13 protein-coding genes and 1 pseudogene are annotated in these 14,500 nt (G+C 71.9%); 8 read left to right on the top strand and 6 right to left on the bottom strand.

Translation table 11 applies throughout. The features are described 5' to 3' along the window. A pseudogene (locus AC31A1_RS13230) lies at window positions 1-1,330 on the bottom strand (metallophosphoesterase); the annotation flags it as partial. Between the two features lie 146 nt (window positions 1,331-1,476). Here AC31A1_RS13230 and mshD point away from each other — a divergent pair. Next, window positions 1,477-2,406, top strand: a complete 930-nt coding sequence (gene mshD / locus AC31A1_RS13225) for a mycothiol synthase (RefSeq protein ID WP_489653475.1) — start codon at window positions 1,477-1,479, stop codon at window positions 2,404-2,406. Between the two features lie 30 nt (window positions 2,407-2,436). Here mshD and AC31A1_RS13220 read toward each other — a convergent pair whose 3' ends face one another. Genes AC31A1_RS13220 through AC31A1_RS13200 form a run of 5 tightly spaced genes read right to left on the bottom strand, consistent with a single transcriptional unit; the run spans window position 2,437 to window position 6,972 of the window. Then, entirely contained in the window at window positions 2,437-3,084 is a 648-nt protein-coding gene (locus AC31A1_RS13220; protein ID WP_489653492.1) for an ABC transporter, read from the bottom strand. 59 nt (window positions 3,085-3,143) lie between these two features. Then, window positions 3,144-4,676 (bottom strand): ABC transporter permease, encoded by a 1,533-nt coding sequence (locus tag AC31A1_RS13215; protein ID WP_489653474.1) that lies wholly within the window; start codon window positions 4,674-4,676, stop codon window positions 3,144-3,146. After that, on the bottom strand, window positions 4,673-5,533 hold the full coding sequence (locus AC31A1_RS13210) for an ABC transporter ATP-binding protein (RefSeq protein ID WP_489653473.1): 861 nt from the start codon (window positions 5,531-5,533) through the stop codon (window positions 4,673-4,675). Before AC31A1_RS13210 ends, AC31A1_RS13215 begins: the two co-directional genes overlap by 4 nt. 60 nt (window positions 5,534-5,593) lie before the next feature. Beyond that, window positions 5,594-6,433 carry a cupin domain-containing protein gene (locus tag AC31A1_RS13205; RefSeq protein WP_489653472.1) on the bottom strand — a complete coding sequence of 280 codons (840 nt, stop codon included), beginning with the start codon at window positions 6,431-6,433 and terminating at the stop codon, window positions 5,594-5,596. Next, a complete protein-coding gene (locus AC31A1_RS13200) occupies window positions 6,430-6,972 on the bottom strand; it encodes an RNA polymerase sigma factor (protein ID WP_393752802.1) in 543 nt (180 codons plus the stop codon). Before AC31A1_RS13200 ends, AC31A1_RS13205 begins: the two co-directional genes overlap by 4 nt. 123 nt (window positions 6,973-7,095) lie before the next feature. Here AC31A1_RS13200 and AC31A1_RS13195 point away from each other — a divergent pair, with 123 nt between their 5' ends. The 7 genes from AC31A1_RS13195 to AC31A1_RS13165 all read left to right on the top strand — a co-directional run. Next, entirely contained in the window at window positions 7,096-7,479 is a 384-nt protein-coding gene (locus tag AC31A1_RS13195) for a GntR family transcriptional regulator (RefSeq protein ID WP_489653471.1), read from the top strand. Continuing rightward, window positions 7,479-8,369 carry an ABC transporter ATP-binding protein gene (locus AC31A1_RS13190; protein WP_489653470.1) on the top strand — a complete coding sequence of 297 codons (891 nt, stop codon included), beginning with the start codon at window positions 7,479-7,481 and terminating at the stop codon, window positions 8,367-8,369. The genes AC31A1_RS13195 and AC31A1_RS13190 overlap by 1 nt, the downstream gene beginning before the upstream one ends. Before the next feature lie 148 nt (window positions 8,370-8,517). Then, window positions 8,518-9,546, top strand: coding sequence for an ABC transporter permease (locus tag AC31A1_RS13185; protein ID WP_489653469.1), 1,029 nt, complete (start codon window positions 8,518-8,520; stop codon window positions 9,544-9,546). After that, window positions 9,543-10,298, top strand: coding sequence for a hypothetical protein (locus tag AC31A1_RS13180; RefSeq protein WP_489653468.1), 756 nt, complete (start codon window positions 9,543-9,545; stop codon window positions 10,296-10,298). The genes AC31A1_RS13185 and AC31A1_RS13180 overlap by 4 nt, the downstream gene beginning before the upstream one ends. Next, complete coding sequence (locus AC31A1_RS13175; protein ID WP_489653467.1) at window positions 10,295-11,251, top strand: hypothetical protein; 957 nt, start codon at window positions 10,295-10,297, stop codon at window positions 11,249-11,251. The genes AC31A1_RS13180 and AC31A1_RS13175 overlap by 4 nt, the downstream gene beginning before the upstream one ends. A 139-nt stretch (window positions 11,252-11,390) precedes the next feature. Continuing rightward, window positions 11,391-13,751: an RNA degradosome polyphosphate kinase gene (locus AC31A1_RS13170; RefSeq protein ID WP_489653466.1), complete on the top strand. Its 2,361-nt coding sequence runs from the start codon at window positions 11,391-11,393 to the stop codon at window positions 13,749-13,751. Continuing rightward, a partial coding sequence (locus AC31A1_RS13165) for a CHAD domain-containing protein (RefSeq protein ID WP_489653465.1) occupies window positions 13,732-14,500 on the top strand: 769 nt, incomplete at its 3' end. The genes AC31A1_RS13170 and AC31A1_RS13165, both read left to right, overlap by 20 nt.

The raw sequence follows: 14,500 nt of genomic DNA, 5'->3' as shown, positions 1-14,500 counted from the left end.
CCCGCACCCCGCCCGGGTTCATCAGCGCGAGGTCGGTCTCCGGGTCCAGCTTCTTGCCGTACGCGAGCTGGGCGTCGGCGATGAGGTCGCCCATCGGGGACTCGGTGCCGGTGTTGCCCACGTCGGCGGAGACGTAGCCGATCGCGCGGTTGCCGATGGGCGCCGCGAGGGTGTTCCACTTGCTGATCAGCGAGGTCAGGTCGGCGGCCTTGGGCACGTCACGGGTGACCACGTGGTTCGCCGACTCGACCGCCGTACGGGCGATGTCGCCTGTCCTGCGGTCGTACGTCAGCGTGGTGTCCGTGTAGAGGCGGCCGAAGGACGATGCCGAAGTGACCATACGGGGCTTGCCACTTGGGTCATTGATCGTGCAGACGTACGCGTTGTGGGTGTGGCCGGTGACCAGCGCGTCGACCGCCGGGGTGACGTTCTTCGCAATGTCGACGATCGGGCCGGAGATGCCGGAGCCGCCGCCGGACGCGTCGCAGTCGTAGTTGTAGGACGCGGAGGCCGGGAAGCCGCCCTCGTGGATCAGCGCGACGATCGACTTGACGCCCTGCTTCTGCAGCTCCTTGGCGTACTTGTCGATCGTCTCGACCTCGTCCTTGAACTGGAGGCCCTTGACGCCGTCCGCGGAGACGATGCCCGGGGTGCCCTCCAGCGTGACGCCGATGAAGCCGACCTTGACGCCGTTCTTCTTCCAGACCCAGTACGGCTTGAGGATCGGCTTCTTCGTCTTCTCGTCGAGGACGTTGGCCGCGAGGTAGGGGAAGTCGGCGCCCTGGAACTTCTTGTCCGTGTAGCAGCCGTCAGTGGGGTGACAGCCGCCGTTCTGGAGGCGGGCCAGTTCCTTCGCGCCCTCGTCGAACTCGTGGTTGCCGACCGAAGTGACGTCCAGGTCGAGCTTGTTGAGGGCCTCGATGGTCGGCTCGTCGTGGAAGAGGCCCGATATCAGCGGGGAGGCGCCCACCATGTCGCCGCCGGCCGCGGTGATCGAGTACGGGTTGCCCTTGCGGGCGTCGCGCAGGTGCGTCGCGAGGTACTCGACGCCGCCCGCGTCGATCGTCTTCGTCGTGCCGTCCGCCTGGAGTTCGGTCACCCGGCCGGAGGAACCGGACGGCGGCTCCAGGTTGCCGTGCAGGTCGTTGAAGGAGAGGAGCTGTACGTCCTGGTAGCGGCTGGGCTTGTGCCCGTGGCCGCCGGGGTCGCCGTGGGCGTCGGCGGGCAGAGCGGCGGCCAGCGCACCCGCCGTGGCGAGGCTCACGGTGGCGGCGAGGAGTGCGGCGGTACGGCGTCCGCGCGGGCGGTGCGGCTGGGTTGTGGCTGGCATGAGCCCCCCTGTGTGTCGGCTGAGAAGGTCACCACGTTCCGGCGCAGCCTAGGGTCAACGCGCGTAGCGCGGCAGGGGGTTCTTGGTTACATCCTGGTTTCTTCTTTGCCGCCACTTTGCCGGGGGATCGGCTTACCCTCATACCCATGACCAGCGACGACACCGTACGGCCCGCACCCGGCTCCCGTTCCATCGAGACCTACTCCGCGCTCTCCCCGGACCAGGGCGAGGCCGTCCTCGCGCTGATCGCCGAGGCCGCCAGGACCGACGGACAGCAGGCGGTGTCCGAGCAGGGGCGGTTGCGGATCCGCGGGGGTGAGCGGACCGGGGTCGTGCATCTGCTGCTGACCCTGGGCGACGAACTCGTGGGCTACGCGCAGTTGGAGGACACGGATCCGGTGGAGGCGCCGGCCGCCGAACTCGTCGTCCATCCCTCGCACCGGGGGCACGGGCACGGGCGGGCGCTGGGCGCCGCGCTGCTGGCCGCGTCCGGGAAGCGGCTCCGGGTGTGGGCGCACGGCGGGCACTCCGCCGCGCGCCATCTCGCACAGGTCCTCGGGCTCACGATGTTCCGTGAACTCCGGCAGCTGCGGCGGGCGTTGACCGATCTGGAGCTGCCGGAACCGGTGCTCGCGGAGGGCGTGACCGTACGGACCTTCGTGCCCGGCGTCGACGACGCGGCGTGGCTTGCCGTCAACGCCGCGGCCTTCGCCCACCACCCCGAGCAGGGGTCCCTCACCCAGCGGGACCTCGACGACCGCAAGTCCGAGACGTGGTTCGACCCCGCGGGGTTCTTCCTGGCGGAACGGGGTGGCGAGCTGGTGGGCTTCCACTGGACCAAGGTCCACGCGGAGGAGCAGTTGGGTGAGGTGTATGTGGTGGGGGTGCTGCCCGGGGTTCAGGGCGGTGGGCTGGGCAAGGCGCTGACGACGATCGGGCTACGGCACCTTGCCGCGCAGGGGTTGCCCACGGCGATGCTGTACGTCGACGCGGACAACAAGGCGGCGGTGTCCGTGTACGAACGGCTGGGGTTCACGACGTACGAGACGGACCTGATGTACCGGTCGGAGTCGTAGAGCTCGCCGTGTCCGGGTGACCGGCCCTGGTCAAGAAGTGACCCTCGCCCTCCGCCCGAACACCCTCCTCCTCACCGGTTCCGGTCCGCACGCCGCCCACACCAGCGCCGCCCCCACCAACACCATCGCCCAGTGGTCGTGCCCCACCCCCCACTGCTTCTCCGCCGGGGTGACGTACATCCCCCAGCTGTCGGGCAGGGCGAGGGGGGACACCAGGGCGATGACCAGGAAACCGGCGGCCACGCGTTGGCCCGGTTCCGGTTCGGCTGTGAAGCGGAGGGCCGCACCCGCCGCGGCGAGGGAGAGGACCGCCGCCGCTGCCGCCTCCAGGGTCATGTCGCCGACCGGGGGGCGGATCTTCGACGGGATCAGCAGGACCGCCGCGGTCCACCAGGCCACCGCGAACGGGGCCACCAGTGCCACCCGCAGGGTCGTGCGCAGGATGCGGCGGGTCGGTACCGAGCTCGTCAGGTCGCGAGTGGGGTCGTCCAGAACGAAGGCCAGGCCCACGGCGAAGGTGAGGGCGGCGGCGCGCAGGGCGACGAGCGCGGACCACGGGTCCGGTTCGTCCGAGAGGAGGCGGGGAAGGGCCGCGATCAGCAGGGCCACCGCGGCGGTCGCGCCCAGCGCCCGTACCGGCAGGGCGCGGAGGACGGGTCGGATCAGCTGCGCCAACACCCGTGCCGTAGAGGGGAGTTGGACGTCTCTCTGCTCAGTCTTCCCGCTCCCCCTCGTCATCACTCGCACTTGTCGGTCCCACCGGGAGCCTTGACGCCCAGCAGCTGAGCGACCTTTGCCGTCGTCACCTTCGGGGACGTCAGTTCCGCCCAGTGCGCCTTCACCTTCGGGGTGACCGTGGACGGGCCCGCGGCGAGCAACTCCCTTACGACGCTGGTCTGTCCGGCCGTCATGGTCATTCCGTTGGTCGGCGACAGGACGATGGACGAGCCGGTCACGGTGTCGCTCAGGCGGACCGCGCGGAGCTCGGAGACCGGGTCGGACGTCCAGCCCAGGGCCAGCCACATGATGGTGACCATGCGGCCGTCGCACACGGCACCGCCGGCCTTCTCGTTCCCGAGGACCAGGACGGAGGCGACCGCGGCGGAGAACTCCGGTGTCCGGGGTCCGCCCCACATCGTGCGGACGGTGACCTGGTTCGGCGTGGTGAACGGGTCGATCGCGCCGTCGGCCTCCATGCCGTAGCGGGCCTCGACCCGTTGCCGTACGAGCAGCTTCCGGGTCTGTGCGGTGCCGCCGGCGAGGGACTGGACGTGGTCCGTGACGTCGGCCCAGGTCGCCGTGCGGGGGCCCCACTCGGGGAACGCGCAGTACGTCGAACGGCCGTGCCGGACGCAGGACTCGACCTTCTCCGGGGTGAGGGTGGCCCGGGCGCGGGCCGCGACCGTCTCCGAGGAGACGCCGGCCGCCTGGCCGACTCCGCCGACCACGCCGAGGGCGATCGCTCCGGCCAGGGAGCCCGCCAGGACCGCCGTCGCCGTCTTCGTGCGGCCCTTGCTGATCAGTACCGCGAGCAGGGCGAGAGCCAGGGCCAGGCCCGTCAGGTACAGGGCGTGCGAGGCGGCCGGGCGGCCGATCAGGTCGGAGGGGATCGTCTTGGTGCTCCCCTCGCCGACGATCGGGGTCAGCCAGGCCGTGGCACCGCCGCCGCCGATCGAGACCGGCGCGAGGACGGAGAACACGAGGAGCAGCACCGCGGCCACCGGGATCGCGAACGGCTTCGGCACCAGCCTCGCCATCAGCAGGCCGACCGCCCCGCAGAGCAGCACGCACAGGGGGCCTACGAGCAGTTCTCCCACCGAACCGTTGCCCACCGCCGTCGACTTGACCGCCTGCCGGCCGAACTGGGCCGCCACGCCCAGCGCGACGAGTCCGGTCACCGGCAGGATCGACAGCGCGTGCGCTGCCGTACGGCGCCACGGTTCGAGGACCAGGACCCCGAACAGCCGCTCGGTGTCGTGCCGTTGGGAACGGAGCACGGCCTGGTTGACGCAGAGCAGGACCGCGAAGCCAACCAGCAGCGGGCCCGTCTGGGTGGCGCGGTCGACGTCCTGGAGGGCCGGATAGCCGTTCCAGTCGCTCTTGGTGCGCCACACGATCCAGGCGACGTAGGCCGCCAGCATGAACAGCACCGGGATGCGGAGGAGGAGTTTGCGGGACTCGAAGCGGGCCAGGGCGAAAATCGCCTGCCATGACTGGCGGGCGGGTGCCGTGTGCGTCTCGGCGGGGGTCAGGGTCAGTACGGTGCTCATGCCGTCGCCTCCGCGTGCATGCCGTCGAGGGTGAGCAAGTAGCCGTCCTCCAGGGTGGGTTCGACGAGTTCGGCGCCGGGCGGCGGGTCGCCCACGTTGCGGAAGACGCCGAGGCCGGTGCGCCAGCCCGCCTTCGCGTCGGGGTCGCGTTCCGAGCCGCTCCACACGCGGCCCGCGGCCCGCGCGGTGAGTTCGGCCGGGGTGCCGTCGAAGCGCACGCGGCCGCCGGCCATGACGACGACGCGGTGGCAGAGCATCGCCACGTCCTCGGTCTGGTGGGTGGACAGGAGAACCGTTCGCCCCTCCCCCGCGCGGGCGATCAACTCCCTGAAGCGCATGCGCTGTTCGGGGTCCAGGCCGACCGTCGGCTCGTCCAGGACCAGAAAGCCCGGGTCGCCCACCAGCGCCGCCGCGAGCGCGACCCGCTGGCGCATACCGCCGGACAGCTTCTTGATGCGCTTGCCGCGTACGTCCGACAGGTCGACCTCGGCGAGCACGCGCCGTACCTCGTTGTGGCGGGCGGTGCGGTCGGTCAGCTCCTTGAGGATCGCGACGTAGTCGACGAAGTCGAAGGCCGTGAAGTCGGGGTGGAAGCCCGGTGTCTGCGGGAGGTAGCCGAGCACGCGCCGGGTCTCCTGGCGGCCGGCGGGCGTGCGGGGGTCGTGGCCGAGGACGGTGAAGGCGCCCTCGTCGGCCGGGACCGCGGTGGCCAGCACCCTCAACAGGGTCGTCTTTCCCGCCCCGTTGGGGCCGAGCAGGCCGGTGACGCCTTCGGTGAGCCGCAGCGACACGTCGTCGAGGGCGGTCGTCAGGCCGTAGCGCAGGCTGAGCCCGGCCGCGGAGACGGTAGTGGTCATGACGTACTCCAGTCGTGAAGTCGCTCGAAATGGCTGAAGTGGCTGAAGTGGCTTGAGAGATCAGGCTGTCGGGCGGAAGCCCGGGGTCTTCGTGTCGAAGCGGTCGCGGGCCAGGTAGAGGAGGCCCGCGGCGAGGACCGCCACCGCCGCGGCCACCGTCTGGCCGGTCGCGGTGAACGGGGCGAGCGTGCCGCCGTGCGTCGCCCGCTCGTGGGCCACCATCAGCAGGGCGGTCCAGGCCCCGCCGACCACACCCGGCGCGAGGACCGGGCCCAGGCGCGGGGTCAGGGCGAGGCTCGTCGAGGTGAGGGCGAGCGCGGGCAGCAGCCAGGCCAGGGCGGCGAGGCCGTATCCGGGCAGGGCCAGGGTCGCGAGGCCGTTGAGGCCAAGTCCCGCCACCAGTACGGCGGTTGTGCGGATCATCAGGAGTTTGAAGCCGTGCATCGGGGCCACGACGGTCATCTCGTAGGTCGGGTCGAGCACCGGGCCGTACGCCATCGCCACGCCCGCGAGCGGCAGCAGCGGGGCGAGGGCGAGGAAGACGTCGGGTGCCGCGACGTTCGACACGTCGGTCATCAGGACCGTCATCAGGAGCAGCAGGGCCACCGCGCCCAGCCACGAGCGGCGCAGTACCGGTGTCGCCGCGAGCAGCCGTGCCGTGTGGTCGGCCACGCCGATCCGCACGAGCAGGGTTTCCATCAACCCCCTTCTGGGGGCGTCGAGTTCGGCTTCGAGGCGTTCCCAGCCCGCGTCGAGGGCCACCGGGTCGGTGACCGACGCGAGCAGGGCCCGGCACTCGGCGCACTGGGCGAGGTGGGTGTCGGCGGACCAGAGCATGGGCGGTGCCAACTCGCCCCGCGCATAGGCGCGTACGTCGTCTTCGGCCACATGCCAGGTCATGCCAGCTCCTCCCGCAGTTGCTTACGGGCCCGCATGGCCCGTGTCTTGACCGTCCCGGCCGGGATGCCCAGCAGCACGGCGGCCTCCCGGGTGGTCAGCCCGTCGATCACGGTGGCCTGGAGGACCGCCCGCAGCTCCGGCGAGAGCCGGACGAGCGCACCGGCGAGGTCCCCGTGCTCGACTCCCGCGAGCACGCGTTCCTCCGCCGACGCCTCGTCCCGGTGCCGCAGCCGCCCCAGCGCCTGCCGCAGCCGGCCGCGCGCCCCGTCGCCGCGCAGCACGTCGATCAGCCGCCGCGACCCGATCCGCCACAGCCACCCGGCCACGTCCCCGTCCTCGCGGTAGCGGGCACTGCCCCGCCACACCGCGAGAAACGTCTCCTGTACGACGTCGTCGACCATCCCGGCGTCGGCGCACCGGCCGCGCAACCGCGCGGTCAGCCACGGCGCGTACCGCCGGTACAGCTCCTCGAACGCGCGCCGGTCGCCGTCCGCCGCGATGGCCCGCAGCAGCTCCCCGTCGCTTCCCGTATCGCTCACGTCTCCTCATCGCACGAGCCCCGCCGATCGGTTCACGGACCGGCACATCGATCTCACTTGACTTTCTCAGCCCCCTTGCACCACCCTTTCACTACTCAATTAGTGAAAGGGTGGTGGAACCCAGTGGTCGAGTACCGCATCGACCGGCACAGCGGCGTGGCCACCTATGTACAGATCGTCCAGCAGACCAAGCAGGCGCTGCACCTGGGCATGCTGGAGCCCGGCGACAAGCTGCCGACGGCCCGCGAGGTCGTCGAGGCCACCGCCATCAACCCGAACACCGTCCTCAAGGCCTACCGCGAGCTGGAGCGCGAGGGACTGGTCGAGGCCCGCCGCGGCCTCGGCACGTTCATCCGCAAGGGGCTGAGCACCACGCCCGCCGACTCGCCGCTGCGGTTAGAACTCGACGACTGGGCCGCGCGGGCCCAGGAGGCCGGACTCGGCCGGGACGACGTCGCCGCGCTCTTCACCGCCGTACTCGAAAAGCACTTCCAAGGAGAAGACTGATGACAGGCACCGCCGCGATAGAGGCCGCCGCTCTCGGCAAGCGGTTCGGCCGGCGGGGAGGGTGGGCCCTGCGGGACTGCGCCTTCCGGCTGCCCGCCGGACGCGTCTGCGCGGTCGTGGGACCGAACGGCGCGGGCAAGTCCACGCTCCTCGCCCTGACCGCCGGACTGCTCGCCCCCACCGAGGGCACACTGTCCGTCCTGGGCACGGCGGCGGGCGCGGCCCGCGAGCGGGTGGCCTACGTCGCGCAGGACAAGCCGCTCTACCCGCAGCTCACCGTCGCCGAGACGCTGCGCATGGGCGCCGACCTGAACACCGACCGCTGGGACGCCTCCGTCGCCCAACGCATCGTGTCCGACGGGGACTTGAACCCCAAGTCCCGCATCCGCACCCTCTCCGGCGGCCAGTGCACCCGCGTCGCGCTCGCCCTCGCGCTGGCCAAGCGGCCCGAACTGCTGCTCCTGGACGAGCCGATGGCCGACCTGGACCCGCTGGCCCGGCACGAGATGATGGGCATCCTCATGGCGCAGGCCGCCGAGTTCGGCACCACGATCGTGATGTCCTCGCACGTCGTGGCCGAACTGGAGGACTCCTGCGACCACTTGCTGCTGATCGGCGGCGGCCGGGTCCGGCTCGCCGGGGAGATCGACGAGCTGCTCGCCGCGCACGTCCACGTGTCCGCGCCCGCGCACGCGGCCCTCGACCCGCACACGGTCGTCGAGTCCCGCACCACCGGCCGCCAACTCAGCGCCCTGGTCCGCCCCTTGAGCCCGCTCGACACCGACTGGCGTACCAGCACGCCCTCGCTGGAGGAGCTGGTCCTCTCCTATCTGCGCAACCCCGAGGCCGGCACCGCCCCCGCCGCCAAGACCGAGGAGGCCGTCGCGTGACCGCCCTCGCGACGCCCCCGGCGACCCTGCGCCCTCGGGAAGCCGGGGTCTTTTCTAACCATTCACGCGCCAGGACAGTGGTTAGTTTTACCCCCAGCCTCCAGCACCCACCCACCACCGACACCACCGACACCCCGGAGACCGCCGCATGACCGCCCTCGCCCCACCGCCGGTCACCGCGCGCCGGAACGGATCACCGCCGCATCTGCTCCGCTGGCTGCTGCGCCTGCACCGGACCGCCCTGCTGGTCTGGGCCGTGCTCGTGCTCGTCCTCGCCGGCCTGCTGCTGTGGGTGGGCGGGCCGCTCACCGACGCCGCGGCCGAGGGCTGGAAGCAGTACCACGCCTGCGAGGCGGGCGGCTGCGTGTACGACCCGAGCGCGGTCGGCCGCTACAAGGACTGGTACGCCTATACGACCCTCGCCGTCCTCGCCGCCCCGTTCCTGGTCGCCGCCTGGGCGGGCGCCACGCTGACCAGCCGCGAACTGGAGCACGGCACCGCGCAGCTGGTCTGGACCCAGTCGGTCTCCCCGGCGCGCTGGCTCGCCGCCAAGCTCGCCGTCCCGGCCGTCCTGGTCACCGTCGGCACCGGACTGCTGGTGGGGCTGCACCACTGGGCCTGGTCGACGAGCCAGGGCCGCCGTCTCGACTCGGCCAAGGACTGGCACGACATAGGGACCTACGCCGCAGGCGGCACGGCCACCGCCGCCATGGCCCTGGCCGCCCTGGCGATCGGCGCCCTGTTCGGCCTGCTCAAGCGCAACTCCCTTGGTGCGCTGGTCGGTTCGCTGTGCGGCACGGCGCTCCTGTGGAGCGTCATGGCCATCGCGACGCCGCACCTCTGGCCCACCGTCACCAAGCTCAGCAGCCTCCAGCACAACGTCCCGCAGGGCTCCGGCATCATCGTCGACCAGGGCCTGGTCACCTCCACCGGCGCCCACATCGCCGACCCGCACTGCGGCGCCATCACCAACAGCGGCTGCCAGGCCCTCTACGCCAAGCTCGACGCCGTCGGCTACTACAACGACTACCACCCCCAATCCCACTACTGGCCCCTCCAGTTGACGACCACCGCGATCATCCTCGCCGTCACCGCCGCCCTGACCGTGGCCGCGTTCCGCCTCCTCCAGCGCCAGACCGGTCCGTCGGCGCCCGCACGCAAGGCAGCCGCCGTATGACCACCCTGGCCCTGAGCCCCACCGCCCGACCGCAACGCGCCGTACTGCGGCTGCACCGCCCGGCACTGATCGTCTGGGGCGCGTTCCACCTGCTCGCCGTGGGCGCCCTGTTGTGGGTGCACCTGTTCCGGGCGCCCGCCGAACGGCACCCCGTCGACCAGTACTTCGTCCTCACCGACGTCAACAACGTCATGAACTTCCTTGGCGAGGTGCTCAGTTACGTCTCCATAGCCGTGGCCGCCTGGGCGGGTGCCGCGCTCATCGGCCGCGAGTTGGAGTCGGGTACGGCACGGCTCGCCTGGACCCAGTCCGTCACCCCGGCCCGCTGGCTGACCGCGAAGCTCACCGCGGCGGCCCTGCCGTTGGCCGCCGGCACCACCCTGCTCGCCCTCCTCTTCGCCTGGGTCTGGACCACCGACCAGGACGTCCTGGTCACCAACTGGTCCTGGGACCGCGTCCTCGTCCCGGCCGGCCCGCTCTCCGTAGCCCTGGTCCTCTTCGCCCTGGCCGCCGGCACCCTCGCCGGAATCGCCCTCGGCCGCGCGCTGCCCGCGCTCGCGGTGGCCGCCGCCGTCACCTACGCGGCCCGCTACCTCTTCGGCCGCAAGTGGGACAACATCTGGCCCGACCGCCACTTCTGGCCGGTCCAGCTCACGGCGACCGCCGTACTCCTCACCCTCGCCGCACTCGCCCTGGTCGCCGCGTTCACGCTGCTCGGCCGCCGTACGGACATCAAGGGAGCCACCGTATGACCGCCCAGGCCCTGACCCGGACGGCCCCGCCGAGACCGGCCCGCCCGCGCCGCGCGCTGCTGCGGCTGCACCGCCCCGCGGTAATCGTCTGGGGCGTCTTCGTCGCCGTGATCTCGGCGGTGCTGCTGTGGGCGTACGGCCCGCTGGGGAACGCGGCCCGTACCGCGTGGCAGCAGCAGTGCACCAAGAACCTCTGCGACTGGAACGACTCGATCGAGGGCTACCACCTCGCCTACACGGTCGCCGAAGTCGCGATCCACTTCGTCCCGGTCGTCGTCGCCGTCTGGGCCGGCGGCGTGCTGATCGGCCGCGAACTGGAGCACGGCACCGCGCAGTTGGCCTGGACCCAGTCGGTCTCCCCGGCCCGCTGGCTCGCCGCCAAGCTCGCCGTCCCGGCCGTCCTGCTCACCGCGGGCACCACCCTGCTCGTCCTGCTGCACCGCCTGCTGTTCGACGCGCACAAGATCCCCGACGGCTGGAGCTGGAACGACAGCGACACCTTCTACGCCAACGGCACGACCGCGATCGCGTACCCCCTGCTGGGCCTCGCCCTCGGCGCCCTCGCGGGCCTGGTCGCACGCCGAGCCACGAGCGGCCTCGCCCTCGCCGTCCTGGTCACGGCGACCGCGACGAGCCTCACCACCCTCGCGGCCCCGCACCTCGTGCCGTGGAAGACCAGCGTCGGCGACCTGAAGGAGGGCTACGCGGCACCCGCGAACGTCATCTACGGCGGCGAAGGCGCCGTCACCTCCAGCGGCGCCCACATCCCCGACCCGTGCGTCGGCGGCGGAAAGGCCTGCCCGGCCGCCCATGACATCGTCGGCTACTACAGCGAGTACCACCCCTCCTCCCAGTTCTGGCCCCTCCAGCTCACCGAAACCGCCCTCGTCCTCGCCGTCGCCGCCCTGGCGACCGCCGCCGCCTTCACCCTGCTGCGGCGCCGCACGGCCTGACCGGTTCCCCCCTCCCCGCGGCTCCCGGACGTCTACGGCACGGAAACGAACGTATCGGATGCGGGGGAGCCGCCCCCCGATATCCCGCACGCCATGTCGCCGTAACCAACGGTTCAGACGGGCTTGCGAGGCTCGGCGAATGAAGCCCGTCGTGCCAGAGCCTTCGCCACCTCCCGAGGTGAACGGGAGCAACGGGGCCGTCCTCCCGCTCCTTCCGGCGCTGTCCGACGCGCCCGTATCACCGGTGGCGCGGAACAATGGGCACATGAGCAGCCAGCCCAACGCCCAGGCACAGGTCCAGCACGCGCAGCCCTCCGTGGGCTCCATAGCCGCGCACCGCCCGCACACCGTGTCGGCGGCGGTCTCCGACCTGGAACCCGACATCGACGCCGACCTCGACGAGTACGAGGAGTCGCCGTACGACGGGCCCCAGCTGCCGCAGGGCCGCTTCCTGGACCGGGAGCGCAGCTGGCTCGCGTTCAACGAGCGGGTCCTGGAGCTCGCCGAGGACCCGAACACGCCCCTGCTGGAGCGGGCGAACTTCCTCGCGATCTTCGCCAGCAACCTGGACGAGTTCTTCATGGTCCGGGTGGCCGGCCTGAAGCGCCGTATCGCCACCGGTGTCGCCACCCGCTCCGCGTCCGGCCTCCAGCCGCGCGAGGTGCTGGAGATGATCTGGGCCCGCTCGCGCGAACTCATGGCCCGGCACGCCGCCTGCTACCACGAGGACATCGCCCCGGCGCTCGCGGAGGAGGGCATCCACCTGGTCCGCTGGAACGAGCTGACGGAGAAGGAGCAGGCCCGCCTCTTCACGCTGTTCCGGCACCAGATCTTCCCCGTGCTGACCCCGCTGGCCGTCGACCCCGCGCACCCCTTCCCGTACATCTCGGGCCTCTCGCTGAACCTCGCGGTCGTCGTACGCAACCCGGTCACCGGCCACCGCCACTTCGCGCGCGTGAAGGTGCCGCCGCTGCTCTCCCGCTTCCTGGAGTCCTCCCCCGGCCGCTACGTCCCCCTGGAGGACGTCATCGCCGCCCACCTGGAGGAACTCTTCCCGGGCATGGAGATCCTGGAGCACCACGCGTTCCGGCTGACCCGCAACGAGGATCTCGAAGTCGAGGAGGACGACGCCGAGAACCTGCTCCAGGCCCTGGAGAAGGAGCTCATGCGGCGCCGCTTCGGGCCGCCGGTGCGCCTGGAGGTCGAGGAGTCCATCGACCGCGAGGTCCTCGACCTGCTGGTGCGCGAGCTGAAGATCAGCGAGGCCGAGGTGTACCCGCTGCCGGGTCCGCTCGACCTGACCGGGCTGTTCCGGATCGGCGGCCTGGACCGGCCCGAGCTGAAGTACGCCAAGTTCATCGCGGGCACCCACCGCGACCTCGCCGAGGTCGAGTCGGCGTCCGCGCCCGACATCTTCGCCGCCCTGCGCAGCCGGGACGTGCTGCTGCACCACCCGTACGACTCGTTCTCCACGTCCGTCCAGCGGTTCCTGGAGCAGGCGGCGAACGACGACGACGTCCTCGCGATCAAGCAGACCCTGTACCGCACCTCGGGCGACTCCCCGATCGTCGACGCGCTGATAGAGGCGGCCGAGGCCGGCAAGCAGGTCCTCGTCCTGGTCGAGATCAAGGCCCGCTTCGACGAGCACGCCAACATCAAGTGGGCGCGCAAGCTGGAGGAGGCGGGCTGCCATGTCGTCTACGGCCTGGTCGGCCTCAAGACCCACTGCAAGCTGTCGCTCGTGGTCCGCCAGGAGGGCGACCTGCTGCGCCGCTACAGCCATGTCGGCACCGGCAACTACCACCCGAAGACGGCCCGCCTCTACGAGGACCTCGGCCTGCTGACGGCGGACCCGCAGGTCGGCGCCGACCTCTCGGACCTCTTCAACCGGCTGTCCGGCTACTCGCGCCGCGAGACCTACCGCCGGCTTCTGGTCGCCCCCAAGTCCCTGCGCGACGGCCTGATCGCCCGGATCAACAAGGAGGTCCAGCACCACCGTGCCGGGCGTCCCGCGTTCATCCGCATCAAGGTCAACTCGATGGTGGACGAGGCGATCATCGACTCGCTCTACCGCGCGTCCCAGGCGGGCGTCCCGGTCGACGTGTGGGTGCGCGGCATCTGCGCGGTGCGGCCCGGCGTCCCCGGCCTGTCCGAGAACATCCGCGTACGGTCCATCCTCGGCCGCTTCCTCGAACACTCCCGCGTCTTCGGCTTCGGCAACGGAGGCGAGCCCGAGGTGTGGATCGGCAGCGCCGACATGATGCACCGCAACCTCGACCGTCGGATCGAGGCCCTCGTGAGGGTCACCGACCCGGCCCACCGCGCCGCGCTCAACCGGATGCTGGAAACCGGTATGTCGGACACCACCTCCTCCTGGCACCTGGGCCCGGACGGCGAGTGGACCCGGCACGCGACCGACGCGGAGGGCCAACCACTGCGCAACGTCCAGGAGATGCTCATAGACGCCCGGAGGCGCCGGCGTGGCACAGCAACACCTTGACCCGACGGATCCCAAGGCCCGGGCCGTGACAGGTGACGCCCTCGCGGGCTACCTGCGCGGCCAGGCCACCGAGTTCCTCCGCGCCCTGCGGCTGCACCGGGAGACCGGCAACGGGCAGAACGGCACGGAGGACTCCGTCGACGCGGCGCGCGCCCTGCGCCACTCGGCCCGCCGGATCAGCGGCAGCCTGCACACCTTCCGTCCACTGCTGGACGCCGACTGGTCCGAGGCGATGCGCCCCGAACTGGCGTGGCTGTCGGGCACGTTGGCGCTGGAGCACGCGTGCGCGGCGCGCCTTGAGCGGCTGCTGCTGGCCCTGCACCGGCTGTCGGGCTCGGCGGCGTTCCCCGCCCAGTCGGCGGCCTCGGCGGTGGGCGGCCGGGTCACCGGCGCGGGCCGGGGCATCCCCACGCCCGCCACAGCGGCCGGCCGCGGACCCGCCACGCCCCCGACCGCCACCGCCGACCGCGGCAACCTCACCGTGGGCGCGGCCAAGGCGGGCGCCCTCCTGGAGCGCCAGCTCACCCTGGCCCGGACCCGGGCCCACTCCACCGCGCTGCAGGCCCTCGGCTCCTCCCGCTTCCACGCGGTCGCCGACAAGGTCGCCGTGCTGGCCAGCGAGGTCCCGCTGACCCGGGCCGCGTCCGGCGCCGACCTGCGTCCGCTGGCCGCCGCCGCCGGGGAGCGCCTCACCGACGCGGTCACCGCGCTGCCCCTGGTCACCGCCGGGCACCCGTACAACGCGGAGG

The sequence above is a fragment of the Streptomyces sp. P5F9 genome (assembly GCF_057961495.1).
This window is presented reverse-complemented; position numbering and strand designations above follow the sequence as displayed.